The following is a 25,597-nucleotide window of genomic DNA, read 5'->3' on the forward strand; positions in this document are numbered from 1 at the left end:
CCGGTGAGCGCACCGTGACCATCGGGATTCCCGGATGGTTGCAATGGGTGTCGTATCTGGCCGGTGAGAAGTGGCCCCAGGGCGACGAGGACGCCATGTGGCGTATCGCCGACACCTGGCGTACCCACGCCGACCAATTGCGGGATCTGATTCCCGATCTCGACTCCGTCACCCAGGAGACGCTGTCGGTCATCGAGGGCGCCTCTGCGCAGGCGATCGCAGACGAGTTCACGAAGATGTTCTCCGGCGACTACGCCGTGGACAAACTGGCCGAGGGTATGGACGGTTTGGGAGATCTGGCCTCGGCCACGGGAACCCAGATCCAATACACCAAGCTCAACATCCTGGCCTCCCTGGGCATCGCGGCTATCCAGATTGCCATCGCGCTCGCCAACGCCTGGGAGACGTTCGGCGGGTCGCTGGCCGGGATCCCGATCATCGAGGCCATCACCCGCGCTGCGATCGCCGTCATGGAGCGCACGCTCCTCAAAGAGATCGTGGAGAAGATCGGCGAGACCGTTGCGGCGACCACGATCAAGAAGCTGATCGAAACCACCGTAGGGCGTATCGCATTCGAGACCCTCAAGTGGACCGCCCTCGGGGCGGCACAAGAACTCGGTATCCAGGGCTATCAGATCTCGCAGGGCCACCGGTCGGGAATCGACGTGCGACAACTCGGCTCGGTGGTCGAGTCCTACGCACTCGGCGGTGCGATCGGTGGCGCCTCGAGTGTGGGGATGAGCAAGTTCGCCGACCGGGCGTTCGGGCAGGTCACCGAGAGTACCTCGAAGGGTGCCATCCTCGCTCGCGGCGGGGTGATCGGTTACGTCAGTGGTGCAGCGGGCAACAGTGGCGCGATGCTGTTGACCGGTGGTCATTTCAATGCCGCAGGCTTTTTCGGGTCGTCGCTGATGGGGGCGCTGCCCGGGAAATCCGAGGGTGCCGGACTCGCCGCGGATGGTGCCGGGCGCGAAACGATCACCGGTACGGTCGGCGGTTCTCCGACGCCCGGCGCCGCAGACGGCCTGGGTGAGCACGGAACTGCCGGACACCCCGACGGCGCGATCACCGACGCCACCACCACTAAGGCGACTGCGGGGCAGGGTGCCCCGGTGCTCGCCGACACCTCGCATCCCGGCGGAGGCGACACTTCTGCAGGATCGACGGCGCCGCAGGCAAACACACATGTCGACGGATCCTCCTCACCCGCCGACGGAGTTGCCGGCTCAGCCGATCGCTCTCACGATGGCGCGGGAAGTGTTGGGCTGCAACCGGAGCCGAGTGTCGCGGCCGATACCGGGGGAGTGCCCGTCGGCGGTGCGCATCCAGAGTCGGTGTCACCCTCGACGGCTGCCGATGCGCCCGCGACGACCGCGGCCACCGCAGCGGGACCCTCGGCAGCGGCCTCGGCGCCGGGTAGTCCCGTTGCCGCAGCCGGACATTCGGCGGCACCGACGGCGAGCACGGCTTCGTCGACGGGCGCCGCAACCGCGGCCGCGGCCGGTGGCAGGCCGACGGTCTCGGCGATCGCCGAGCACCCCGCCGCGTCGGGTGCGTCGGTGACCGCGCGACCCGAAGGCGCTGGCACACCAAGGACATTGACCGCGGCCACCGCGGTGCGCGCAGAAGCCGCGGCACCGGCCGGGGGTGCGGAGCGCATCGGCGCGGAGCGCGGTGTCACCGCGCGGGCTACGGTGGCAACCGCGGACGCGACCCGGTCGGCTGGGCCCGACGGGGTATCGCGGCCTGCCGCCGACGCCGGATCGTCGGGTCGTTCCACCGGCGGCAGCGAGGGCGAGTCCGGTGAGCGTGGCGGACCGCCGCCGGCCCAGCGTCCCACGACCGACGCCTCTCGATCCGGGGATTCGGCGCGCACGGCTGAACCCGCGCGCGCAACGGATTCGAGCCCAGCCGGTCGAGAGGGCGGGTCTACCCGCCCGACAGACGGGGATGCTCACACGCGAGAGTCCGCACCGCATCAGCACGGTGGCGGGGACGAGCCGCGGCGGTTCACCGCACACGACGGCGGCGACGAGCAGACGGGCGGGCGTCACGGTCGCGAGCCGGCCGACCCCGAGGTCTCCCACGTACCGGATTCGGCAGCCGACATTGCCTCGGCGGAAGCCGCGCGAGTGGTGACCGCACGGTTCGGCGATCTGCCGGTCCGGATGGAAATCGTTGCCGTTGACGGACTTCCGCATGACGCCGCGCACCTACCGCATCTGATCGACCGTGACGGGGCCGGTCACATCTCGTCGGAGCCTCCGGCGGAGAGCTCGCGCCCGGTGCGTACCGAGGGTGACGGCGACGGGGACGTGGTGCCCGATCGCGACCCCGACGATGCGGCACAGCCGCCCACGTCGCACGACGGCGGCCGCACAGAGAAGACCGAAGAACTCGCCACCGCGCGCAGGGTGGCCGATGACGCGGCTACCCAGCGGATGGAACGGGAGTCGCGTGAGGCCCCCGCGCGGGTGCTGAAGAGCTTCGATGACGCGGCGCAGAAGGTGATGTCGTCGATGACGACGCGCGCGGAGGGGCTGCCGCCCGGCGTCGGCGGTGACGTGCACCCGGCGCCGGACGCGGTCACGATGCTGGCGGTGTCGGGGTCGTTGTTGGGTGCGGTGTCGGTGAAGGCGGCCTTTCACGGCGCGGCGCGGCTGACCGATGCGGTGCGAGCACGTCTGGGAGGCGCACGCACCGAACATCCTGCTGTCGCTCACGATCCCGAACCGAATGCACCCGAGGGCATTCGGCCCGAGGGGATCGACGATGCCGCGGAGGTCGGCGTCATCGACGCCGCTTCCGGGGTGCCGGACCGGGTGGCGCTGTCATCGTCGATGACGCGGGAAGAACCCGACCGTGCTCTCGGGGTTCTGGACCAATCCAATGTGTCCGGTCAGCAATGCGGCGACCAGGCGATCGCGGTGCGTGATGGGTTGTTGTCGGGCGAGGCGGTGGCACCGGAAAACCGAGGCAGTGACTTCGCGGGGCTCAGTACCTCCGAGTTGGCAGATCGGTTGGGGGTGGACGGATTCGACCGCGCATCGGTCGATTCGGTCGCCGGTTCGCTACACGGCTTGGGCGAGCACGCATCGGCCACAGTGGTGGGGCGCACGGAGGCCGGTGGCGATCTGCATGCGGTGACCGTGGCACGTCTCGACGGCGAGCACGTGGTCTTGGACCCCTCGGCGCCCGCCGGTGAGCGGGTGATGAGCTTGGCCGACGGACTGGGTCATTTCACGGAATTCGGCGCCGCCTACCACGACGGTCGTGGACCAGTCGGAATCGAAGACGCGCGACTGACGCATCCCAGAGCCGAGTTGGGCGGCCGCAAGGTATTTGGCGATCACGAGTTGGTCGGGACCCGGCGCGGGGGGCCGCGCGAGGGCGAATTCCGCGACGAGCGCACTGAACACGACGAGCGCACTGAACACGACGAGCGCAATGAACAGGACGACGGCGAGCGGAGTGGGACTCGCCGGGCCGGAGACGACGGTGGCGGGTCGCGCGCGAGGCGAGCACCAGCGGATGAGGCCGACGCCGACCTCAACGGTCATGCAGGGCGTTCTCGCGAGCGCGATGACGCGGGCGTGCCACTCTCGTCGGAAAGGCTCGCGCGTGATGGCGAGTCGGACGTACCGACGGAGCGCGTGGACGGAGATCGACCTGCCGAGAATGCGCGGGCGGGAGGTGTAGACGGTCCGCACCGCGATACCGGTCAGCCTCGCGACGGCGAGCACGACCCGGGCACGGAGCAACCGGACCCGACCGATGCTCCGGGCAGGGGAAAAACAGATCCCAGGGAGCCGATCAATGGCCTGGAGCACTCGGGTAAGTCGGTTGTCGACAAGGTTGCCGATCATCGGTACCTGGAGAAGTACTACCACCGGACCCGTCACGACGGGAGGCCGCGGTGGGATCGAAACATCAAGGGGGCGTTGGACGCGGACGGTGATCGGATTCCGCTGCTTGATGAGCACGATGAGATCACGACCGAGAACATGGTCAAGGTCGAGGAAGCCGTATACGGGGCCTACGACGAGAGTGTGACCTATGGGGCTCACCGGGTGGCGGACGAATTGCGCCGCTTGCGGGATTGGGCGCGCGCTCAGTTGAAGCACGTGCTGAACAAGCTGGACGCGACAGATGCTGAGCGAAAGAGCGCCCACCGGATGATGACAGATGCCGGCGAACTAGCGGGTCTGCATGCGACGGCGGAGGCAATCCCAAATCGATACCGCGCCAGTCAGTTTGAGGTCGATACCTTGCTGCCTCTCGGTTCCCGGGGCGCCGGAGGCGTCGATGGAGTGTTCCGGGTTACTCCGCGGGAAGGCGTGAAGAACGAGGAAGGAATCACCGGCCCGATCCTGGTCGTGGTGGAGGCAAAGGGGCCGCATGCGGAATTGGGGAGTAGGCGCGGGGTCGGAGACGATTCGCGCGATCAGTTTCAACAGGGGTGCCGAGAGTATCTTGAGTCAGTCCTAGTCGCGATGAAGAAGAGTGGCGACGCAGACCAGTTCGAATTAGCGGAAATGGTTAGAATATCGATCAAGACTGGGGAATTGCGTTACGAACTTGTTCGGGCGAAAGTGGACGGAAATGGGTCATATTCGGGGTACCGTCACAGAGAGTTTGACATAAGATCGATAGCGAACGGCAAGAATTTAAGTTCAATGGATGGAGTTTTTGGCTGATGATGGATGTCGAGCGGTGGCATGAGTGGGATCCCGATTATGTGCAGATGAGGATTGGCGGTGCGCGTCGGGGGCTTGAGTTTTCTTTGGAGTTGGATCGGCCGTGGAATAGTGATCGTATTCATGATCTTCAGGTCGAGTTGATTGAGTTGTGTGTGTGGTCGTTGGTGGGTTCGGGTGGTGTGGTGGGTGAGGAGGTGTGGTCGTTGTTGGATGCGGCGTGTGAGGTGAGTCGGGTGCAGTTTGTGCGGGCGTCGTTGCCGAAGGGTGAGCGCCGGTTGTCGTTTGAGGTGTTGGGGAGGTCGTTGGAGACGGGATCGTCGGGTCCGAATCCGCGGACAACGGCATCAAGGTGGTTGGGGGCGTTGTGGTTGGGGTTGGTGGCGCGGGATCGGGGGTTGTTGGATGCGTTGCGGGATTTCAAACCGGAGTGGCGGGAGGCGTCGAGGTCGGAGGGGATGCGGTCGGACCCTTATGGGGAGCAGTGGGCGCGGGCGTGGCAGATGTTGTTGCGGGGTGAGCGGGGTGAGCCGGTGGCGCAGCAGGTGGTGGAGGTGATGCGGTTGACGGATCCGGAGTTGGCGCCGTTGGCGGGTGCGGAACTGGTGTTGCAGGTGGATTCGCCGTCGGTGCGGTTGTTGTGGGATGTGGTGTCGGGGAGTCGTAGTGAGTTTCCGGCGGATGTGCGGGTGGCGTTGGAGGGGAATAAGGAGTATTACACGCGGCCGGTGGAGGATCGGGTGCGTGCCGAGGAGGGGTTTGTGCCGTGGCAGATTGTGGGTCCGGTGTGTGCGGCGGTGGATTCAGGGTTTGAGGTGGGAGTGGCGTCGCAGTATTTGCCGGCGGCGTTTCTGTATGACCGGCGTGATCGGTTGCGGTAGTGGCCGGTTCGTCGGCTGCGGGGTGATGGTCGGTCGCGGTGGCGGGGTGATCGGTTCAGGGTGCGTCTCCGGCGGCGGAGTTGGGTGGGCGCACGGTCTTCGGGGATCACGAGTTGGTGGGGACGCGGCGTGTGGGGCCGCGGGAGGGTGTGGTCGGCGACGGGGGCAGGGATCCGGTAGTACCACCAGGACCCGTCACGACGGGAGGCCGCGGTGGGATCGAAACATCAAGGGGGCGTTGGACGCGGACGGTGATCGGATTCCGCTGCTTGATGAGCACGATGAGATCACGACCGAGAACATGGTCAAGGTCGAGGAAGCCGTATACGGGGCCTACGACGAGAGTGTGACCTATGGGGCTCACCGGGTGGCGGACGAATTGCGCCGCTTGCGGGATTGGGCGCGCGCTCAGTTGAAGCACGTGCTGAACAAGCTGGACGCGACAGATGCTGAGCGAAAGAGCGCCCACCGGATGATGACAGATGCCGGCGAACTAGCGGGTCTGCATGCGACGGCGGAGGCAATCCCACATCGATACCGCGCCAGTCAGTTCGAGATCGAGACCTTGCTGCCTCTCAGTTCCCGGGGCGCCGGGGGTTTCGATGGAGCGTTCAGGGTTACTCCACGGAAAGGTGTCGAGAACGGGGAGAAAATCACCGGCCCGATCCTGGTCGTGGTGGAGGCAAAGGGAGCGCATGCGGAACTGGGGCATCGGCGCGGATTAGACGACCTGCATTATCAGCAAGGGCGAAGGGAGTATCTGGAGTCTGTGCTTGCAGCCATGGGAAAAAGTGCCGACCCTGAGGCATCAGCGCATCTGGCCGATATGCAAGAGGCATTCGATAGCAAAAAGCTTCGCTACGAGTTGGTTCGCGCAACCGTCGACAAAAATGGATCGTACTCTGGGTTCTGGCATCGAGAGTTCGATATTCAATCGTCGACGGATGGTAACGAGGCGGATTAAATGGATGGAGGATCTGACTGATGGTGGATATTGCAGTTTGGCATGATTGCGAGATTGAGGGCTATGTGCAGCGTCGATGGGATGCTGCTGAGCGCGGGGTGGAACGCATGTTTGGGCTGGATTTTCCGTGGAACAGCCATCGTATTCATGATCTTCAGGACTATCTGGTGGACCAGTGTGTGTGGTCGTTGGTGGGTTCGGATGGTGTGGTGGGTGAAGAGGTGTGGGGATTGTTGGATGCGGCGTGTGAGGTTGCTCGGGTGCAGTTTGTGCGGGCGTCGTTGCCGAAGGGTGAGCACAGGTTGTGGTTTGAGGTATTGGGGAATGAGTTGACGACGAAGTCGTCGGGCCCGAATCCGTACACGATGGCGCCGCATTGGTTGGGGGCGTTGTGGTTGGGGTTGGTGGCTCGGGATCGGGGGTTGTTGGATGTGTTGCGGGATTTCAAACCGGAGTGGCGGGAGGCGTCGAGAGAGGAGGGGGTGTGGTTTGACCCGTATCAGGAGCAGTGGGCGCGGGCGTGGCAGATGTTGTTGCGGGGTGAGCGGGGTGAGCCGGTGGCGCAGCAGGTGGTGGAGGTGATGCGGTTGGCGGATCCGGAGTTGGCGCCGTACGCGGGTGCGGAGAGTGTGTTGCAGCGGGTGTTTCCGTCGGTGCGGTTGTTGTGGGATGTGGTGTCGGGCAGTCGTAGTGAGTTCCCACGGGATGTGCGGGTGGCGTTGGAGGGGAATAAGGAGTTCTTTACGCGGCCGGTGGAGGATCGGGTGCGTGCCGAGGAGGGGTTTGTGCCGTGGCGGATTTTGGGTCCGGTGTGTGCGGCGGTGGATTCAGGGTTTGAGGTGGGAGTGGCGTCGCAGTATTTGCCGGCGGCGTTTCTGTATGACCGGCGTGACCGCTTGCGGTAGGGAGATTCTGGCTGATGGTGGATGTCGAGGGCTGGCATGAGTGGGATCCCGATTATGTGCAGATGAGGATTGGTAGTGCGCGCCGGGGGCTTGAGTTTTCTTTGGAGTTGGATCGGCCGTGGAATAGTGATCGTATTCATGATCTTCAGGTCGAGTTGATCGAGTTGTGTGTGTGGTCGTTGGTGGGTTCGGGTGGGGTGGTGGGTGAGGAGGTGTGGGGGTTGTTGGATGCGGCGTGTGAGGTTGCTCGGGTGCAGTTTGACGTGCCCGGCGAGTCGTGGACGGTGGGATCTCCACTATGTGATCACGCAGCCCGGTTATGTTCGAGCCACGCAGCTTCAACTTCGTCAGGAGTTTGATAACCCAACGCGGAATGAAGCCGAATCCGATTGTATCGCAATTCAATCCATGATGTCACATCATTGATGGCGTGTCTTCTGGTGGGATAGGCGTTACGATTGACGAGTTCATTCTTCAGCGACCCGTTGAACGACTCGGCCCACGCATTGTCCCAACACACACCCGTGCGTCCAACCGACCGCAGCACTCTCAGGCCCCGACACGTATCCATGAAGTGACCAGACATATATTGACTTCCGCGGTCGGAATGAAATATGGTCACGTCGGGAATAAAGTCAACATTTTTCGATGCATTTTTCAATGCGTCACACACCAAATCTGCTGTCATTCGAGACGACATCGAATAACCAACAACCTTCTTCGAGAAACAGTCGAGCACCGTCGCCAAATACACCCAGCCCTGCCACGTCGCGATGTAGGTGATGTCGCCGACGAGCTTGTGACCTGGGCGATCGGCGGTGAAGTCACGCCGCAGTAGATCCGGCAGGCCGGCACACTCGACCGGGATCGTCGTGCGTGGGCCCTTCCTGCGTGGTTGACAGGTCACCAGGCCCTCATCGACCATGATCTGGCGCACCGTATCGTCATCGACCATCACGCCCTCACGCATCAACTGGGCATGGATACGGCGGTACCCGTAGGTGGAGTCCGAGTCATCGAACACCGTGCGGATCCGGTCTGTCACTACGATCCGCGCCGCCGCCCGCGCACTGACACCCCGCTTCTTCCATTCGTAATATCCCGAGGTCGATACCCGCAAACAACGGCACAATGCCGCCACACTGTGATTGCCTTCTTCGCGCGCGATGAACTGGAACTTCACCGATGCTTCTTCGCGAAGAAGGCCGTCGCTTTTCCCAGAATCTCGTTTTCTTCCCGCAATTCGCGAACTTCTTTTTCTAATTCACGAAGACGCTGGCGTTCCGATATCTCTACCGGCTCCCCGGTAATCTCCGGGTACCGTCTCCGATATGCCTTCACCCAACGAGACACCGAATTCTCAGATACCCCATTCTTTTTCGCCACATCCACAATCGTGTGTGACATCTCCACAACTTCACGCGCTACCGAATCACGAAACTCATCCGTGAAACGCCCACGATCCCGTGCCACAGCCAACTCCTTCAGTCATCCCCACCGTAGTGGTAGGGACCACCGTCCGGGACACGCCGGTCAGGTCAGTTTGTGCGGGCGTCGTTGCCGAAGGGTGAGCACAGGTTGTCGTTTGAGGTGTTGGGGAATGAGTTGGAGACGGGGTCGTCGGGTCCGAATCCGTACACGATGGCGCCGCATTGGTTGGCTGGGTTGTGGTTGGGGTTGGTGGCTCGGGATCGGGGGTTGTTGGATGTGTTGCGGGATTTCAAACCGGAGTGGCGGGAGGCGTCGAGAGAGGAGGGGGTGTGGTTTGACCCGTATCAGGAGCAGTGGGCGCGGGCGTGGCAGATGTTGTTGCGGGGTGAGCGGGGTGAGCCGGTGGCGCAGCAGGTGGTGGAGGTGATGCGGTTGGCGGATCCGGAGTTGGCGCCGTACGCGGGTGCAGAGAGTGTGTTGCAGCGGGTGTTTCCGTCGGTGCGGTTGTTGTGGGATGTGGTGTCGGGCAGTCGTAGTGAGTTCCCGCGGGATGTGCGGGTGGCGTTGGAGGGCAATAAGGAGTTCTTTACGCGGCCGGTGGAGAATCGGGTGCGTGCCGAGGAGGGGTTTGTGCCGTGGCGGATTTTGGGTCCGGTGTGTGCGGCGGTGGATTCAGGGTTTGAGGTGGGAGTGGCGTCGCAGTATTTGCCGGATGCGTTGGTGTTTGATCGTCGAGATCGGTTGCAGTAGGAGCTTTGCACGGTTGTATCGGACATCCGGATGACCACGGGTCACACGCGAGTATCCGGTCGGTTAGATTGGAGCGCTGTGACGGGGATAGGGGAGCTTCGGCAGACAGTGATGGTCGCGGCCGCGCCGCGGACCATACGAGTGTCGGTGTTCGGCGGACGTACCCAACTCGATATCGAATTGCCGATAGATGTTCCCGTCGTCAACATCGTGCCCGAACTCGCCGAGCTGATTGCCTCGCGGGATGTCAGGCGTGAGGACGAGCCCAATGGAATTCCCAACAAGCGGGACCGGTGGGTGCTGACCCGGCTCGCGAGCGGTCGCGAGGTGCGAGGAGACCAGACCCTGGCCATGGCAGGGTCGCAGGACGGCGACCAGTTCAGTCTGAGTGCCGAACGGGCGCTGACCCCGCCCGAACTGTTCGATGACGTCGTCGATGCGGTGGCCCGACTCAATCGGGAGGGATACCCGGCGTGGAGTTCCGGCGCCGCCCGCGTGATGGCATTTGTTGGCTTGGCATTGGCCGTTGCGGTGTGTGACCTGCTCCTGCTCGGCGACTTCGCCTTGTCGCGGCGTACCGCGGTCGCCTATCAGACTGTCGGCGTGATCGTGGCCCTCGTCATCGGCGCCGTCGTCGCGCGCCGCTACTACGCCGAGCCGCCGATCGCCGCCGCACTGGGATGGGCGGCCCTGCCACTGGTATTCGGGGTGGCATGGGTGGGCGGCGCGCACCTGCCCGCCGGCGTGAACGCCTGGGCGCCGGCCATCGTGTGCGGCGTCATGGTTCTCGCCGCGATCGGTGGGCAGGTCATCGTCCGCGCCGGACACGTCGGATTCGTCGGGGTGGCGGTCGGGTTCACCCTGTGCGCGGTCGTGGCCGTGGCGCAGGCGGCTGTCCACTGGGCCGACCAACTGTCGGGTACCGTCCTGGCCACTTGCGGTCTGCTTGTCGCGGTGGGAGCCGACCCACTCATCATGAACCGTCGTCGGCTCCGTCCACTCACCAATCATCGTGAACCCTCCCGCGACGTGCGGGCAGGCACCACTGAGCTGTTCACCAACCCGTTCGACCGCGCCGAGCGCCGCGAGCGGCAGCGCCGGATGGCGGCCGGTGCCCGCGCACAGGTCCCTTCTGCTCAGGCCGTCGCCGAATCCGTGGAGCGTGCCCGCGCCACGCGGTCAGCGGTCTATCTGGCAGCCGCGGCAACCGTGATCGCCGGCACGGCGATCGCAGCCCTCGGCACCGATCCCACACCGTGGGCGGTCATCACGTTCAACGCCATCATCGCGGCCGCGATGATGCTGCGCAGCGCACGCAAGCTGCCGTTCGTGCCGTCGGCGTCATTGCTGTTCGGTGGTGTCACGATTCTGGTGATCACCGCCCTGGCACTCCGGACGGCGCCGTCGGCGATGTATGCGGTCGCCGCTCTCGCCCTCCTCGCGCTGGTGGTCGTCGGAGTGGGCATCGCGGTGTTCGCCACCGACCGTAGGTCGCCACGGTGGGCGCGACTCGGCGACCACCTTGATTACCTCGCCCTCGCTGCGGTCCTCCCCGCGCTGGCGTGGACAACCGGCCTGTACGCCCAGGTCGTGGGGGGATGACACTCCCGATCAGGGTACGACGCACGATTGTCGTCATCGCCCATCTGGCCACGGTGCTGGTATTGGTACTCGTCGGCACAGGGCCCGCCGCAGCCCTGACCCCACCGCGGATCGCTGCGGGCGGTGCACCGAGCGGTCCGGTGGGGCCCACCGACAAGACCAAACAGCAACAGCAGTGCGCCACACCGGTACTCGCCGCCGGCACCGATCTGTCCCAGGTCGACCCGACAGGCTTCGCCGTGAACTATCGCGCTGCCTGGACATACAGCACGGGGGCCGGGCAAACGGTCGCGGTCATCGACACCGGTGTGCATCCGCAACCCCGGCTCCGCAAGGTGATCGGTGGTGGCGATTACGTCGGCAGCGGAGACGGGCTCACCGACTGCGACTCACACGGCACGCTGGTCGCTGGGCTCATCGCCGCGCGTCCCTCGACCGCCGACAGCTTCAGTGGCATCGCCCCCGACGCGACGATCCTGTCGATCCGGCAGAACAGCGACTCCTACCAGGTCGACGGCAACAACGGCGACGACAGCGATGCCGTCTCCTCCGGATACGGCAACACCACCACGCTGGCATATGCGATCACCCGTGCGGTGTCCCTGGGCGCCACAGTCATCAACATCTCTGCCGCAGCCTGCGGCACAACGGGATCCCCGGTTGACGACGACCTGCTCGGCCGCGCCGTGCGCGCCGCTTACCAACGCAACGTGGTGGTGGTGGCAGCCGCAGGCAACGCCGACAAGGATCGCTGCCCTCAGAATCCCGGCGTCGACCCGAACGTACCCCGCTCCACCGAATGGTCGAGGATGACCACCTACGCCAGTCCCGCGTGGTTCTCCGACTATGTGCTGTCGGTGGGAAATGTGACCGCCGACGACGAGCCGGCGTCGACCTCACTGACCGGTCCGTGGGTCTCGGTCGCCGCCCCCGGCGAAAACGTCGTCTCATTGAGCAGCACCGGCTCCGGGCTGGTCAACCGGCAGGTCATCAAAGGTGCCCAATCATCGTTCAACGGAACGAGCTTCGCCGCCGCAGTGGTGTCCGGGGTGGTCGCCCTCGTCCGCGCCGAGCACCCCACCATGTCTGCCGGTGAGGTGATCGAACTGATCAAGCGCACCGCCCACACAGGTGGACGGGGGCCCGACATGGCGACCGGGTACGGTCTGGTCGACCCGATCGCCGCCGTCGACCCCGACCAGCCTCACGCGTCGAACACCGTGCTGCAGAAGCAGATCGCCGGGCCGGTCCCGCCCGACCGGGCCGCCACCCGGACACGCGACATCGCGCTCGTCGTCGGCGGGATCAGTGTCTTCCTCATCGCCGCCGCCTGGGCGTTGTTCACACCGCTGCGGCGCATGCGTGACGAGAAGACCGCCTACCGCGACATCGACGAGCACTGACCGTACACCTCCCACCGCGCACCGATATTGCGGCGAGAGGTGGCCGGTCTAGCGTGGCTCGCCGGTGGCGAGCTTCCGATCGCCCGCGCGCATCAGCGCGCTCCCGTCACCGCCACCGACCGCACCGATGGCGACGCGTCCGGCGCGGATGGCGGCATCGAGATCGACGCCGGTGTCGATGCCGCAGTCGCGCAACAGATAGACGAGATCCTCGGTGGCGATATTGCCGCTCGCACCGGGTGCGAAGGGGCATCCGCCGAGTCCGCCGACCGAGGCATCGAGCCGGGTGATGCCGGCCTGCACGGCGGCGTAGGCACTCGCCAACCCGGTACCCCGCGTGTTGTGGAAGTGTGCGCCCAGCGGCAGATCACCGATCAACGGGAACACCTGTGCGGCAAGATCAGTCACCCGTCTCGGGGTCGTCGTGCCGATGGTGTCGGCGATACTGATGCGGTCGGCGCCCGCCGTCACCGCGTGGGCGACGATCGTGGTGACCCGCTCCGGTGGCGTCGGGCCGTCGAACGGGCAGTCCCAGGCGGTCGCAATGATCACCTCGAGTGTGGCTCCCGCGTCGTGGGCGATACCGACGATCTCGTCGATCAGTGCCGTCGACGCGTCGGTGTCGCGTCCGACATTGGCCCGGCTGTGTGAATCAGAGGCCGAGACAACATATTCCAGATTGCTCACACCGGAGTCGAGAGCACGGCGGGTGCCGTTGACCGAGGCGATCAACGCCGAGAACCGCACGTCGGGAAACTCGCCGAGGTGCGTGCAGAGCTCGGCGGCATCGGCGAGTGCGGGTACCTTGCTGGGTGAGACGAACGCGGTCACCTCGACCTCGGTCACCCCGGTATCGCAGATGGCTTGCAACAGTTCCATTTTGGAGTCGAGTGAGATCGGCTCCTCGATCTGCAATCCGTCTCGCATGGCGACGTCGCGGAGGGTGACGTTCATCAGATCACGCCCTGTTCGTGGAGTTCGTCGATCTCGGAGTCCGTCAATCCCAACAGATCGGTGAACACCGCCTGATTGTCGTGACCGGGCACCGGTGGCCCGGCATTGCGGATTCGACCCGGGGTGTCGCCGAAGCGGGGCACCACACCGGGCCCGTGGACCACCCGGCCCACCCGGGCGTCGTAATGCTCGGCAATCATCCCGCGCGCCTGCAGATGGGGGTCGGCGACGACCTGTTCGATCGTGTTCACCGGCCCGACCACGACTCCCGCCGCCGAGAGCACCTCGGTGAGTTTGTCGGCCCCGTGCTGCGCCGACCACTCGCCGATGAGGGCGTCGAGCTCATCCTGATTGCGTCCTCGGGTAGCGTGGTCGGCGAAACGCGGATCGGTGGCGAGTTCGGGCTGTCCCATCGCCACGCACAGCCGGGCGAACACCGAATCCTGGTTGGCGGCGATGATCACGTGGGTTCCGTCGGCAGTCGGATACAGATTCGACGGGGCGATCCCGTCGAGACGGGTGCCCGACGGCCCCCGCACGATGCCGCCCATGTCGTAGTCGGCCATCGTCGACTCCTGTACCGCCACACATGATTCCAGCAATGAGGTGTCGACGACCTGCCCCTTGCCGGTGACGGTCCGGCGGTAGAGTGCCGCGAGTGCGCCCTGCGCGGCGTACATTCCGGCGAGGGTGTCGCCCAGCGACAGCGACAGTCTCGGCGGGAGTTGCCCGGGGTAGCCGTTGATGTGGCGCAGCCCGCTGGCGGCCTCGGCGACCGAGGCATATCCCGCGCGCGCCGCGTCGGGCCCGGTCTGGCCGTACCCCGACACCCGCACCACGACCAGTCCCGCGTTGTGCTGCCACAACACCTCGGGCCCGATCCCGAGCCGTTCGAGCGTTCCGGGCCGAAAATTCTCGACGACGATGTCGGCGCGCTGGGCCAATCGCAGGAACAATTCGCGTCCGCGGTCGTCGCGCAGATCGAGGGTGATCGCCCGCTTGTTGCGGGCGTGCACCGTCCAGTAGAAGCGCTGGCCCTCGACCTCGGCCTGCCCCCAGGTGCGGATCGGGTCCGGCCGATCGGGTGGCTCGACCTTGATGACCTCGGCGCCCATGTCGCCGAGCAGGCGAGCGGCATGGGGGCCCGCGATCAGGGTGCCCAGTTCGAGCACGGTGATGCCGTCGAGTGGTCCCGTCGGTTCCGTGTCCGGGGTGATGGTCGGCGGGGAGTCGGGGTCGTCCATGCCACCAGTGTGTAACCAATCACGGTCCAGAAGCAATCCCAGCCGAGCTCGCCTCAGGCCGTTGACGTGCCGCGATGCCCGGCCAGCCGCAAAAAACTGAAAATGAACCCAGAATTTGTTTTTCGTGTCACACTGGCACGACGCGCCCTTCGGGTGGCGTGAGTGTCGGGAGTGGACGAGGACCCGGATCGGGTCGGCGGGGACACCGGAGTGGCGATGCGTGTGAGCGAGCGGGGCCGAGTGGCGGGCATGCTGGGCTCCTCGGTGTCGACCCTCGGGCGCCTACTCGATCTCTTCGCGACCTCGGTGGGGTTCGGCGTCGCAGACGTGGTTCGGGGCCGGTTCCCGGTGCGTGAGGCCTACCGGCAGATGGTGTTCTTCGCGGGGGTCGCCGCGATCCCCGCCGCGTTGGTGGCGATCCCGTTCGGCGTGATCATCTCGGTGCAGGTGGGCAGCCTGACCTCGCAGATCGGGGCGTCCTCGATGGCCGGCGCGGCCGGTGCGCTCGGGGTGCTGCGGCAGGGTGCCCCGATTGCCACCGCGCTGCTGCTGGGCGGGGCGGTCGGCTCGGCGGTTGCCGCCGACCTGGGGTCGCGGACGGTTCGTGAGGAGATCGACGCCCTGCACACGATGGGTATCGACCCGGCGCGGCGGGTGATCGCCCCCCGCCTTGCGGCCGTGGCCGTGATCGCACCCCTGATCTGTGTGGAGATCGTCTTCGTCGGTGTGGCCACCGGATATTTCGTCAACGTCGCGTTCCAGGGCGGTGCGGCCGGCAGCTATCTCGGGTCGTTCGGCGAGTTCGCGGGCCTCGTCGATCTGTGGGCGGCGCTGGGCAAGGCCGAGATCTTCGGTCTGGTCGTCGTCGCCATCGCCTGTCAGCGTGGGATGGAGGCGCGCGGCGGTCCGCGCGGGGTCGCCGACGCGGTCAACGCCGCCGTCGTACTCAGCGTGGTCGCCAGCTTTGTGCTCAATCTCCTTGCCACCCAGCTGCTGTCGATGTTCGTGCAGACGAAGGTCGGGTGATTGCCGATGCTGGGACTCGAGGTGTACCTCGCCGCCCACCCGCGGGTGCGCCGGCTCGGCGCGATCACCGGCGCGCCCGCGCGACTGCTGGCGCAGCTCGGCCATCAGTTGCGCTTCACCGCACAGGTGCTCGGCGCCATGCCGCACGCGCTGCGTCACTACCGTCGCCAGACGTTGGCCGTCCTCGGCGACATGATGTGGGGCAACGGCACGGTCATCGTGGGCGGTGGGACCGTCGCGGTGCTGGTGGTTCTCGGGGCGTCGGTGGGTGGCTCCATCGGGGTCGAGGCCTTCGGTTCACTGGACATGTTCGGCATGGGTCCGCTCACCGGTTTTCTCTCGGCGTATGCCACCACCCGCGAGATCGCACCCATCGTCGTGGCGATCGGGTTCGCCGCGCAGGCCGGTTGCCGGATGACCGCCGAGATCGGGTCGATGCGGATCGCCGAGGAGATCGACGCACTCGAAGCGCAAGCCGTGCAACCGATCCCGTTTGTCGTCAGCACACGTGCCATCGCCGGGGTCATCACCATCATCCCGTTGTTCCTGATCACCCTGATCCTCGCCTACCTCACCTGTGCGCTGGTGGTCACCGGCATGCACGGTCAATCCAGCGGCACCTACGACCACTACTTCACCGCCTTCCTGCGTCCGGTCGACGTCATCTACTCGCTGATCAAGGCGCTGGTGTTCATCGTCGCCGTGGTCCTCGTCCACGGATATCAGGGCTACTACGCCCGCGGCGGACCCGAAGGGGTCGGGACGGCCACCGGCCGCGCCATCAAATTCAGCTTCATCCTCATCGTGGTGCTCGACATGATCTTGACCCTCGTGTTCTGGGGCTCCGACGTCGGATTCAGGTTCTCCGGATGATCGGGCCACCGATCGACGTGTCCGGGCGTGGTCCGTCCACCGGTGTGCTGACCCGGTGGGGCCTCGCGGCGATCGCGGTGCTCGCCGCCATCGCCATACCCGTGACCCTCTACGCGCGCGGAGTCTTCGACGACACCGTCGAGGTGACCGTGACCTCCGATCGCATCTCCGAAGGACTCTCGGCAGGCGCCGACGTCAAATACCAGGGATTGCTCGTCGGGCACGTCGAGTCGATCACCATCGACGATCAGGGGCATCAGCGGATGCGCCTGGCCGTCGACGCCACCCAGGCCGACCACATCGGCGGCCACCTCACCGCGACATTCGCGCCGTCGAACATCTTCGGCGTGACCGGGATCGAATTGACCCCCACCGCACCGGGACCGGCGCTGCGCAACGGACAGATCATTGCGGCGCAGGATGATTCGTCGGACGTATCGACGGTGAGCGTCCTGCGTGACATCGGATCGATCAGCTCCACCCTCACCGGCTCCGAGGTCACCGCGATGATCAACCGGCTCGACGAGGTCGTCACTCAGATCTCGCCGCTGATGCGGTCGGGCTTCGATTTGTTCGCACTCGCGCATCAGCACCAACAGATGCCGTTCGCCCAGATGCTGCGTATCGCCGACGACACCCTACGCGGTGCAGCCGCGTTGTCGGACCCCTTCGTCAACCTCTTCACCACCCTGGTGGAGAAGACCGCGATGTATGCCGACCCGCAGGAGACGGCCAAGGTCACCGGTGCGCTGACCGGCCTCGTGCAGACCTTCATCACCCTGGGCCAGGTCGTCGGCACCGATCCGGGTGACCTGGCCACCGTTCTCGACGCCTCACTCACTCTCGGGGCCCCGCTCGGCTACACCCTGTCCACCGTGCCCGCAGCAGCCGACGATGCACACGAGCTGATCGGCCGGCTCGACAAGATGCTGCCGCGCGTGGACGGCACCGTGCGGTTACGCCTCGGGCTCACGCTGGAGTCGTTGCCCGCGATCACCTCGGCCTTGCCGGCCGCAGGTGCCGTCCGTACCGGGGGTGGCGGCCGATGAACCGGGTGCGGCCCACGGCCACTGCGGGTTTCGTCCTGTTCGTCGTCGCCATGCTGCTCGCCGGATGGGTGATCGTCCAGGCGCTCGATCCCTCGGTGCCCGGCGCCGGGCGGACGTTCACCGCGCGCTTCACCGACGTGTCGGGATTGACCGTCGGCAACGACGTCCGCGAACTCGGTGTGCGGGTGGGCAAGGTCGAATCCCTCTCGCTGCTCGACGATTCCGGCGACCAGGCCCAGGCGCAGGTGCGCTTCACCGTGAACACCACCACCACGGTCTACGACGACACCCAGATCGCCATCCGCTACCTGAATCTCGTCGGACAGCGGTACCTGGACCTGCAGACCCCCGCAGGTGACGCCACCGCCCCGCAACACGAACTCGCCACCACCGCGGTCATCCCGGCCTCGCGCACCATCGGTTCCTTCGACATCACCGAGATGTTCAACGGGCTCCGGCCGCTGTTCGGCACGCTGCAACCCGACCAACTCAATTCGCTGATGAACAACATCCTGGCGGTGATCGAGGGCCGCGGCCCCGACGTCGGCTCGGTGCTGAACCAACTGCGTCAGCTCGCCGACGTCGTCTCCGATCGTTCGACGCTCATCGCGACCGTCATCACCCAATTGGGCCGTGTCGCCGGTGAGATCCGGTACAAGTCACCGCAACTCAACGATCTGATCTCCCGGATGGGAGACGCCTTCGGGGTGCTTGCGGCGTCGGCGGACAAGACCCAGGAGTCGATGCGATTGGCCGCGCGCAGTCTCGGGCCCGTACGGCAACTCCTCGAGAGCCTCGATGAGAGGTACTACGGCAACTACGCCACCGTCGATCACCTGGTGCGCACCTGGGTGCCGGCCGTCAACACCGCGACCGCCGCCCTCGGACGGCTGCCCGCGCTGATCGACGCGCTCGATGCCACGGCGCACGCCGCGGGTCAGGGTGGTTATCAGTGCGGCTCGGGACAGGCGATCCCCACGCCGCTGACGCGGGTTCTGCTCGCGGGTGTCCCGGTGGTGGTGTGCCGATGACCCGGCGACGCGACGAAGCATCGGTGCGGCGCAGGCAATTCCGGCTGGGCATGATCGGCCTCGGGGTGGCGGTCGTGCTCGCCGCGGTGTGCGGGGTCATCTACCTCGACCCGTTCGGCCACCGCGATGTCCTCGTGGCGTTGAGTACCAGCGGCGGCCTGCGATCCGGTGATGAGGTCCGCATCGCCGGTGTGCGGGTTGGTGAGGTGTCGGCGATCGCCCTGCACCCCGATCGCGTCGAGGTCACCATGCACGTGGATTCCGATGTCGCACTGGGTGATCAGACGTCGGCCGATGTCCGGCTGACCACCGCCATCGGGGGCCACTACGTCGCGTTGTCGCCGGCCGGCCGGACAGCGCTGGGCCACAACATCATCCCGATGGAACGTACGTCGGTGCCGTACACGCTCAGTGACGTTCTCGCCGACTCCGGAGCGGTCGTGTCGAAGGTGAACGGACAGACCATCGCCGACACGCTGCGCAAGGTCGATGCCGCGCTGGCCGGACAACCCGACGCGATCCGACAGATCATCGCCGACACCGAACAACTGACCACCGCGGTCGGGGCGCGATCCGACGACCTCGACGCCGCGGTCGCCCTGAGCGACGAGTACATTTCCGGACTCAACAGCGGGCGCGCCGATCTGGTCGAACTGCTGCGCCTGATCGGCTATGTCGGGGCCAAGGCCTATCAGGTCAAGGCCGAAGGGGTGGAGACCGTGCGGTCGATCGGCGCGCTGTTTGCCTTCATCGCCAAGCCGGTCGATGCCTTCACCGGCACCATCGAACCACCGTTCCGGCAGGTTCTCGACGTCCTCAACACCCTGCGCGCCCAGCCCGCCCGCATCGACGACCTCCTCGGCACACTGACCGCGATCGTCGATCAGATCGGAGATGCCATGGGCGTCACCAACTCCTCGGGTCGGGTGGATCTGTCGTCGGTGGTCGTCAACGCACCGCAGGTGCAGATCACCCCCGATCAGGTGACGGCCGGTGGGCTGTGCGTCCCGAGCCCGGATCGGCGGTGCTGAGATGTCTCGGTCACCGAAGATATGGCGCCGGATCATCGTCGGGGTGCTCACGATCGCGGTGATCGTCGGTGCGACGCTGGTCATCGTCGAACGGCGAGCCGGCCACGTGTCGGGATGCGCGGACATGGCCGACGCCGTCGGCCTCTACCCGGGCAACGACGTCACGATGCGCGGCGTAAGGATCGGCTCCGTCACCGCCGTGTCCCCGCAGGCCGGGCACGTGGTCGTGCGGTTCACCCTCGACACGCCCGTCGACTTTCCGGCCGACGTGTCGGCGGTGACCACCTCGGATTCGATCGTCACCGACCGGCACCTGGAGATCCCGTCGGGTCGGACCACCGGCGCCGCGTGGGACATGAGGCGATGTATTCCGTTGGCGCGCACGCACACCCCGACCAGTGTCAGTGCCGCCTACGCCGCCTTCGACAAGCTCGCCTCCCAGGTCACCGCTGCCGCTTCGGAGTCCGGCGAGCGCCGTGAACTGGTGCGCGACAGTATGAATCGCGTCGATGCGACCTTGCACGGCACCGGTGCGGATTTCAACGCCGCGATCGCCGGGCTCGCCGCGGCGCTCGGCGACCCGGGGCTGCGGGATCAACAGTTGCGTTCGCTGTTGACCAACGTGGGGGAGCTGACCGATTTCTTCGTTCAGCGCTGGCCGGATCTGCAACTCGGACTGACCAAACTCGGTGAATTCGCCGAGACCTTCGATGCCTGGTTCTCGGTGCTCAATCCGGCCGTCGTCCAGACCACCCAACTGACCCCGTCGCTGTTGCGTCTCATCCGTACCTACTCGCCGCCGGTGTTCGCCGTCCTCGACGCTCTCATGCCGTTACTCGATCGCGTCCCGATGGATCAGATCCTCGCCCTGCTGCGGCGGTTGCCCCTGGTGTCGACAGGAGTCCAACGCATCCTCGCCCGTGGCGCGGCAGTCGGTGGAATCGAGACGGCTCCGCCGGCGGTGCGGGTCACCGCGTCGTCGAGCTCGGCGGTCTGCGCGGCGGTCAACGCGGTCATGGCACAGGCCTGCCGGCCGTCGCCCGGAGCCACCGGACACGTCGACCTCGCGCTGGTCCAACTCGTACTCGCGTCCGCAGGGGGCCGGTGATGATCCGATCCCGATGGTGCGCAGCGTGGGCGGCAGTGCTGGCGAGTCTCACGGTTCTCGTGGCCGCGTGCGGCGTTGCGCCGACCGATCTGCCGTTACCCGGTACCCGCGTCGACGGTGACAGCTACCCGCTACACATCGAATTCGCCTCGGTACTCAACCTTCCCGCACGCAGCAAGGTGGTCTACAACGGCTCACGGATCGGGGTACTGCGCGGGGTGGGTCTGGCCGAACACGACGGTCGCCGGGTGGCGGTCGCGACCGTCGATCTCTCCGCCGACGTCCGGCTGCCGGCCGGCACGACCGCCGAACTCGTGCAGGCGACCCTGCTCGGCGACTTCTTCATCGCGCTGTCACCACCGGCCGGCGCCACCACCGCGACCATCGCCGCCGGCCAGACGATCCCGCTGTCGAGGACCACGGTGTCACCACAGGTCGAAGATCTTCTCGGAGGTGTGGCCGCACTCGCCAACGGAGGCACCATCGCCACCCTTCAACGCATCATCACCAACGCCAACAAGGCTTTTCCGTCCGACACCACCGAACGTGACGTCGGCATCGAGGTGCTGCGCGCGCTGATCGCGCGCAGCGCGGGTCAGGGCGACGACATCCGGTCGATGATCGATTCGATCGAGACGGTCTCGCACACCCTCGACGTCAACCGGTCCCGATTGGCGTTCGCCTTCCAATTCGGGCCGCGACGGGTCAGCGGCGCGGTCTCGGCATTCCTCGGACTGTCGAACGTTTTGAATGCCTTGGGGCCCAACGTCGTCCCCATCGGCAACCTGATCATCCCGCGCTATGCGACTCTTCAGGGCCTCATCGGGGTCGTCGACCCATTGGTCGCCACGGCCGTACGGCTCGACACACAGGCACCCGCCGACATCCGCCGTCTCGATGACTTGCTCGGCGACCGACTCGTCGCCTGGGCGGGTAACCCGTCGATCGACATCGTCGACGTCACCGAACCCGATGGCCGCGGAATCGGCGGGTCGGCGACCGACACCCGGACCGTCGCCGCGGTTCTCCGGATGATCGGGGCCATGCGATGACCGCACGCCGCACGATCGGGAGCCTGGTGATGCTGGTGGTGGTGTCGATCGCGCTCAGCGCCTACCTCGTCGTCGGCGTCCTGCATCTGCACCCGTTCTCCCGATACGACACCGTATCGCTGGACCTCACCGAATCCGGTGGCCTGCAGAATAATTCGTCGGTGCTCTACAACGGCATCCAGGTCGGCACGGTGACCGATCTGCGGACCGGACCCGACGGGCTGCAGGCCACCCTCCGGATCAGGCCCGGTGCGGACGTGCCGGCCGACGCGACGGTCAGCATCGCGAATCTGTCCATGGTCGGCGAGCAGTACGTCGAATTCACCTCGACCACCGGATCGGGCCCGTACCTCACCGACGGTGCCGTGATCGGCAACGGCATCGACCCGGGCGTCTCGGTGGCCGACATGCTGACCTCCATGCACGGACTCACCAGCCAATTCGATCCGGCCACCCTCGAGGAGATCGCGCGGACCATCTCCGAGGGCTGGCAGGGCCGCGACGCCGATCTGGCGACCATCGGCCGATTCTCCTCGCTGACCGCCAGCACGATCGGCACCTATCGATCCGAGTTCTCCGGCCTGTTCGACCACGCACAGGAACTGTTGACGCGCCTCGACGGTGCCCGGATCGGCGCCGTGATGCGCGCCACCGCACCGAAGTTGGCGCACATGAACATTCCGTTCTCCACCTTGTGGAGCCTGCTGCCCGGACTCGCGCAGGCCACCGAGGGCGCCACCGGCTGGTACGACGTGATCATCCCGTTCAGCCAGAAGATCGGCGAGTACCTCAACAAGACCATGCCCGACGTCGCCGCGATCATGCGGGTGCTCCAGCCCACCCTGACCGCAGTCGCACCGGCCGGTCGGGTGAATCTGGCGACCCTGGTCGAGCAAGGATTGCGGATCGTCGACGAGAACGGCGTCCTGCGACTGACCGTGGCGGACCCGCCATGACGGCACCACCCAGCCCATCGGCCACCACCGAGCCGCATCGGCCGCCACGAGCCCGAGAATCCCCACCGCCCACCGACACGAACCGAGATGACATGAGTGACACCGACGTTGCCGATACGTACACTGCCGAGGAGCAGGCTGACACGGAGCAGGCCAACACAGCATCGGCCGACACAGCACCGGCCGACAGAACACCGGCCGATACCGGATCACCGCACGGGGCAACAGAATCAGACGAGAAGGTGGCAGAAGCCGACCAGCCTCCGGGACGCCGGGCGTCGCTGACGGCCCGGCTGCGTTCGCGGCCGTTCGTGGTGTCGATGATCGTCGCGGTGATCCTGGCGTTGGCGGTGGCGACGGGCGTCTTCGGGTGGCAAGCGCACCAGCGTGGCGACGAGCTCGATGCGTTGCGCGCACAGTCGGCCGACGAGGCGCACGCACGACAACTCGCCTCCGACTATGCGGTGGCCGCCGCGCGGATCGACTACCGCAATTTCGACCCGTGGTTCGCGGCGTTGCGTTCACACGTCAACCAGCCGCTGGCACAGCAGTTCCAGACCAGCGAACCCGCGTTGCGTGATCTTCTCGGGCAACTGCAGTGGGTCTCCACCGGCACGCTCGTCGGCAGCGACATCGCCACCCACAACGACGGCACGTACCACATTCAGGTCTTCCTCGACGTGACCACCAGTAACGTCCAATCACCGGACGGGGTGAAGACGACTGCGCTATACCCGATAACGGTGGACGGCAAGAACTGGCAGATCACCGACATCAGCGGCGGCATCTCGCCCCTGCCGGGCAAGTGACGGGCATCGAGGTGGATGCCCGGGGAAAGGACGTGATGACAACTCTGCATTCGGCAGATACGGGACTTCTTCCCGATATCACCCTGCGAGACATCCTGTCGGGGCTCGCGTCTCTGCGCCCGGACCTCGGGGGAGTACTGCGGTCGTTGCCGGCGCTGATCCCGCGCCCGCCCGGTCGGCAGATGTCCATCGGGAAGCGTTTCGTCCAGTCCGTCGAGGCCTATCCCGATTGCGATTTCCTGCGCTTCGAGGGGCGGTCGATCACCTACCGGGACGCCAACGCGCACGCCAACCGGATCGCGGACTTCCTGAGTCGGCAGGGGATCTCACGCGGCGACGTCGTGGCCATCGAATCGCGCAACCATCCCGACGTGGTGATCACCATGCTGGCAATCGTGAAACTCGGGGCGATTGCGGGGATGCTCAACTTTCACCAGCGCGGCGCGGTCCTCGAACACAGCCTGGGGCTCATCGGCGCAAAGGTCCTGATCTACCAACCCGATCTCGCCGAGGTGCTCGAGTCCGTACCGGAGTCGGCGCTGCCCGAGGTTCGCCTCGACTTCGCCGAGTTACACCGCGGCGCGGCGCGGTGTTCCCCGCGAAATCCCGCCGTCACCGACTCGATCCCGCTGTCGGACACCGCGTTCTACATCTTCACCTCCGGAACGACGGGATTTCCCAAGGCCAGCAAGATGAGCCACTACCGGTGGCTCGCGGCGATGTCGGGCATCGGCGGACTCGGCATCCGGTTGCGCCGCGACGACGTCATGTACACCGCGCTGCCCTTCTACCACAACAACGCACTGACGATCTCGGTGTCGTCTGTGCTCGCCTCGGGTGCGTGCCTGGCGATCGGCCGACAGTTCTCCGCGTCGGGATTCATCGACGAGATCATCGAGAACGACGCGACGGCGTTCTGTTACATCGGCGAACTCTGCCGATACCTGCTCGCGCAACCGGAGCGGCCCACCGATCGCGCCCACCGATTGCGGGTGGCGGTGGGCAACGGCTTGCGCCCCGACATCTGGGATGCGTTCACCGAACGGTTCGGCATCGACCGCATCGTCGAACTCTATGCCGCGAGTGAGGCCAACATCGGCTTCATCAACGTCCTCGGCATCCCCAAGACGGCCGGCTGGTCGCCCCTGAAATATGCCATCGTCGAGTACGACGAGGACACCGGGCAACCGCGGCGAGGACCCGATGGCAAGGTCGTCAAGGTGCCCCGGCATGGGACCGGCCTACTCCTGGCCGAGATCAACCGGCGCGTCCCGTTCGACGGCTACACCGACCCGTCGGCATCGGAGAAGAAGGTCGTCACCGGAGCGTTCAAAGCCGGCGACAGGTGGTTCAACAGTGGCGATGTGGTACGCGACCAAGGGCTTTCGCACATCGGATTCGTCGACCGGATCGGCGACACGTTCCGGTGGAAGGGTGAGAACGTGGCGACCACCGAGGTCGAGGCCGTCCTCGATGCCCACCCGGCCGTCGAGGAGGCGGTGGTGTTCGGGGTGCAGGTGCCCGGGGTCGACGGCAAGGCCGGTATGGCCGCGATCAGCCTCACGTCCGGCGCCACGTTCGACCCGGTCGCCTTCGCCGAGCATGTCCGCTCCGGACTGCCCGGATACGCGGTGCCACTGTTCGTCCGGCTCACCGACCATCTCGAGCACACCTCGACCTTCAAGAACATGCGGACACAGTTGCGTACCGAGTCGTTCGGCGACACCGGCGACGATCCCGTGTACGTCCTGGACGGCGACGAATACGTCGAGTTCTACGACGGGTTCGTCACCGCACTCGCCGGACCCCGCGCTGCCGTCTGACCGTCGTG

The 25,597-nt window shown here is 66.0% G+C and carries 21 protein-coding genes; 17 read left to right on the forward strand and 4 right to left on the reverse strand.

What is annotated here, in order from left to right; translation table 11 throughout:
- Window positions 1–14 precede the first annotated feature (14 nt).
- From QNM97_RS06290 to QNM97_RS06305, 4 genes are all read left to right on the forward strand, one after another.
- Window positions 15–4,697, forward strand: a complete 4,683-nt coding sequence (locus QNM97_RS06290) for a WXG100-like domain-containing protein (protein ID WP_283822031.1) — start codon at window positions 15–17, stop codon at window positions 4,695–4,697.
- Window positions 4,698–4,933: 236 nt separating this feature from the next.
- Window positions 4,934–5,578: an immunity 49 family protein gene (locus QNM97_RS06295; protein ID WP_283822032.1), complete on the forward strand. Its 645-nt coding sequence runs from the start codon at window positions 4,934–4,936 to the stop codon at window positions 5,576–5,578.
- Between the two features lie 238 nt (window positions 5,579–5,816).
- A complete protein-coding gene (locus QNM97_RS06300; protein ID WP_283822033.1) occupies window positions 5,817–6,542 on the forward strand; it encodes a hypothetical protein in 726 nt (241 codons plus the stop codon).
- Between the two features lie 20 nt (window positions 6,543–6,562).
- On the forward strand, window positions 6,563–7,447 hold the full coding sequence (locus QNM97_RS06305) for an immunity 49 family protein (RefSeq protein WP_283822034.1): 885 nt from the start codon (window positions 6,563–6,565) through the stop codon (window positions 7,445–7,447).
- A gap of 304 nt (window positions 7,448–7,751) precedes the next feature.
- On the opposite strand, the gene QNM97_RS06310 is transcribed toward QNM97_RS06305, so the two are convergent.
- Together QNM97_RS06310 and QNM97_RS06315 are read right to left on the reverse strand one after the other, a co-directional pair.
- Window positions 7,752–8,630 (reverse strand): IS3 family transposase, encoded by an 879-nt coding sequence (locus tag QNM97_RS06310; protein WP_283822035.1) that lies wholly within the window; start codon window positions 8,628–8,630, stop codon window positions 7,752–7,754.
- Complete coding sequence (locus tag QNM97_RS06315) at window positions 8,627–8,920, reverse strand: transposase (RefSeq protein ID WP_283822036.1); 294 nt, start codon at window positions 8,918–8,920, stop codon at window positions 8,627–8,629. The genes QNM97_RS06310 and QNM97_RS06315 overlap by 4 nt, the downstream gene beginning before the upstream one ends.
- Window positions 8,921–9,037: 117 nt before the next feature.
- Here QNM97_RS06315 and QNM97_RS06320 point away from each other — a divergent pair, with 117 nt between their 5' ends.
- The 3 genes from QNM97_RS06320 (at window position 9,038) to mycP (ending at window position 12,633) form a co-directional block, all read left to right on the forward strand.
- Entirely contained in the window at window positions 9,038–9,628 is a 591-nt protein-coding gene (locus tag QNM97_RS06320; RefSeq protein ID WP_283823112.1) for an immunity 49 family protein, read from the forward strand.
- Between the two features lie 141 nt (window positions 9,629–9,769).
- A complete protein-coding gene (gene eccD / locus QNM97_RS06325; protein ID WP_283822037.1) occupies window positions 9,770–11,230 on the forward strand; it encodes a type VII secretion integral membrane protein EccD in 1,461 nt (486 codons plus the stop codon).
- The gene (gene mycP, locus QNM97_RS06330) at window positions 11,227–12,633 is read left to right on the forward strand and encodes a type VII secretion-associated serine protease mycosin (RefSeq protein WP_283822038.1); all 1,407 of its coding nucleotides are present in this window, start codon (window positions 11,227–11,229) and stop codon (window positions 12,631–12,633) included. The genes eccD and mycP overlap by 4 nt, the downstream gene beginning before the upstream one ends.
- Before the next feature lie 48 nt (window positions 12,634–12,681).
- On the opposite strand, the gene QNM97_RS06335 is transcribed toward mycP, so the two are convergent.
- Together QNM97_RS06335 and QNM97_RS06340 are read right to left on the reverse strand one after the other, a co-directional pair.
- Complete coding sequence (locus tag QNM97_RS06335) at window positions 12,682–13,587, reverse strand: hydroxymethylglutaryl-CoA lyase (RefSeq protein WP_283822039.1); 906 nt, start codon at window positions 13,585–13,587, stop codon at window positions 12,682–12,684.
- Complete coding sequence (locus QNM97_RS06340) at window positions 13,587–14,831, reverse strand: CaiB/BaiF CoA transferase family protein (RefSeq protein ID WP_283822040.1); 1,245 nt, start codon at window positions 14,829–14,831, stop codon at window positions 13,587–13,589. Before QNM97_RS06340 ends, QNM97_RS06335 begins: the two co-directional genes overlap by 1 nt.
- Window positions 14,832–14,993: 162 nt before the next feature.
- Here QNM97_RS06340 and QNM97_RS06345 point away from each other — a divergent pair, with 162 nt between their 5' ends.
- The 10 genes from QNM97_RS06345 (at window position 14,994) to QNM97_RS06390 (ending at window position 25,589) form a co-directional block, all read left to right on the forward strand.
- On the forward strand, window positions 14,994–15,857 hold the full coding sequence (locus QNM97_RS06345) for an ABC transporter permease (RefSeq protein WP_283822041.1): 864 nt from the start codon (window positions 14,994–14,996) through the stop codon (window positions 15,855–15,857).
- A gap of 6 nt (window positions 15,858–15,863) precedes the next feature.
- Entirely contained in the window at window positions 15,864–16,730 is an 867-nt protein-coding gene (locus QNM97_RS06350; protein WP_283822042.1) for an MlaE family ABC transporter permease, read from the forward strand.
- Window positions 16,727–17,779 (forward strand): MlaD family protein, encoded by a 1,053-nt coding sequence (locus tag QNM97_RS06355; RefSeq protein WP_283822044.1) that lies wholly within the window; start codon window positions 16,727–16,729, stop codon window positions 17,777–17,779. The genes QNM97_RS06350 and QNM97_RS06355 overlap by 4 nt, the downstream gene beginning before the upstream one ends.
- Window positions 17,776–18,810, forward strand: a complete 1,035-nt coding sequence (locus QNM97_RS06360) for an MlaD family protein (protein ID WP_283822045.1) — start codon at window positions 17,776–17,778, stop codon at window positions 18,808–18,810. The genes QNM97_RS06355 and QNM97_RS06360 overlap by 4 nt, the downstream gene beginning before the upstream one ends.
- Window positions 18,807–19,841 (forward strand): MlaD family protein, encoded by a 1,035-nt coding sequence (locus QNM97_RS06365; protein WP_283822046.1) that lies wholly within the window; start codon window positions 18,807–18,809, stop codon window positions 19,839–19,841. Before QNM97_RS06360 ends, QNM97_RS06365 begins: the two co-directional genes overlap by 4 nt.
- A gap of 1 nt (window position 19,842) precedes the next feature.
- Window positions 19,843–20,949, forward strand: a complete 1,107-nt coding sequence (locus tag QNM97_RS06370) for an MlaD family protein (RefSeq protein WP_283822047.1) — start codon at window positions 19,843–19,845, stop codon at window positions 20,947–20,949.
- Window positions 20,949–22,001: an MlaD family protein gene (locus QNM97_RS06375; RefSeq protein WP_283822048.1), complete on the forward strand. Its 1,053-nt coding sequence runs from the start codon at window positions 20,949–20,951 to the stop codon at window positions 21,999–22,001. The genes QNM97_RS06370 and QNM97_RS06375 overlap by 1 nt, the downstream gene beginning before the upstream one ends.
- On the forward strand, window positions 21,998–22,957 hold the full coding sequence (locus tag QNM97_RS06380; protein WP_283822049.1) for an MlaD family protein: 960 nt from the start codon (window positions 21,998–22,000) through the stop codon (window positions 22,955–22,957). The genes QNM97_RS06375 and QNM97_RS06380 overlap by 4 nt, the downstream gene beginning before the upstream one ends.
- A 92-nt stretch (window positions 22,958–23,049) precedes the next feature.
- The gene (locus tag QNM97_RS06385) at window positions 23,050–23,766 is read left to right on the forward strand and encodes a hypothetical protein (protein WP_283822050.1); all 717 of its coding nucleotides are present in this window, start codon (window positions 23,050–23,052) and stop codon (window positions 23,764–23,766) included.
- Between the two features lie 35 nt (window positions 23,767–23,801).
- On the forward strand, window positions 23,802–25,589 hold the full coding sequence (locus QNM97_RS06390; RefSeq protein WP_283822051.1) for a long-chain-acyl-CoA synthetase: 1,788 nt from the start codon (window positions 23,802–23,804) through the stop codon (window positions 25,587–25,589).
- Window positions 25,590–25,597: the final 8 nt, after the last annotated feature.

Origin of the sequence: Gordonia sp. L191, from assembly GCF_030077625.1 — a bacterium.
Taxonomy (GTDB): Bacteria; Actinomycetota; Actinomycetes; order Mycobacteriales; family Mycobacteriaceae; genus Gordonia; species Gordonia polyisoprenivorans_A.

Bases quoted from the DNA above. Each gene is read 5' to 3' on its own strand.
- QNM97_RS06305 (WP_283822034.1), top strand. From the start codon at position 6,563: ATGGTGGATATTGCAGTTTGGCATGATTGCGAGATTGAGGGCTATGTG.
- mycP (WP_283822038.1), top strand. From the start codon at position 11,227: ATGACACTCCCGATCAGGGTACGACGCACGATTGTCGTCATCGCCCAT.
- QNM97_RS06335 (WP_283822039.1), bottom strand. From the start codon at position 13,587: ATGAACGTCACCCTCCGCGACGTCGCCATGCGAGACGGATTGCAGATC.
- QNM97_RS06340 (WP_283822040.1), bottom strand. From the start codon at position 14,831: ATGGACGACCCCGACTCCCCGCCGACCATCACCCCGGACACGGAACCG.
- QNM97_RS06350 (WP_283822042.1), top strand. From the start codon at position 15,864: ATGCTGGGACTCGAGGTGTACCTCGCCGCCCACCCGCGGGTGCGCCGG.
- QNM97_RS06355 (WP_283822044.1), top strand. From the start codon at position 16,727: ATGATCGGGCCACCGATCGACGTGTCCGGGCGTGGTCCGTCCACCGGT.
- QNM97_RS06360 (WP_283822045.1), top strand. From the start codon at position 17,776: ATGAACCGGGTGCGGCCCACGGCCACTGCGGGTTTCGTCCTGTTCGTC.
- QNM97_RS06365 (WP_283822046.1), top strand. From the start codon at position 18,807: ATGACCCGGCGACGCGACGAAGCATCGGTGCGGCGCAGGCAATTCCGG.
- QNM97_RS06370 (WP_283822047.1), top strand. From the start codon at position 19,843: ATGTCTCGGTCACCGAAGATATGGCGCCGGATCATCGTCGGGGTGCTC.
- QNM97_RS06375 (WP_283822048.1), top strand. From the start codon at position 20,949: ATGATCCGATCCCGATGGTGCGCAGCGTGGGCGGCAGTGCTGGCGAGT.
- QNM97_RS06380 (WP_283822049.1), top strand. From the start codon at position 21,998: ATGACCGCACGCCGCACGATCGGGAGCCTGGTGATGCTGGTGGTGGTG.
- QNM97_RS06385 (WP_283822050.1), top strand. From the start codon at position 23,050: ATGAGTGACACCGACGTTGCCGATACGTACACTGCCGAGGAGCAGGCT.
- QNM97_RS06390 (WP_283822051.1), top strand. From the start codon at position 23,802: ATGACAACTCTGCATTCGGCAGATACGGGACTTCTTCCCGATATCACC.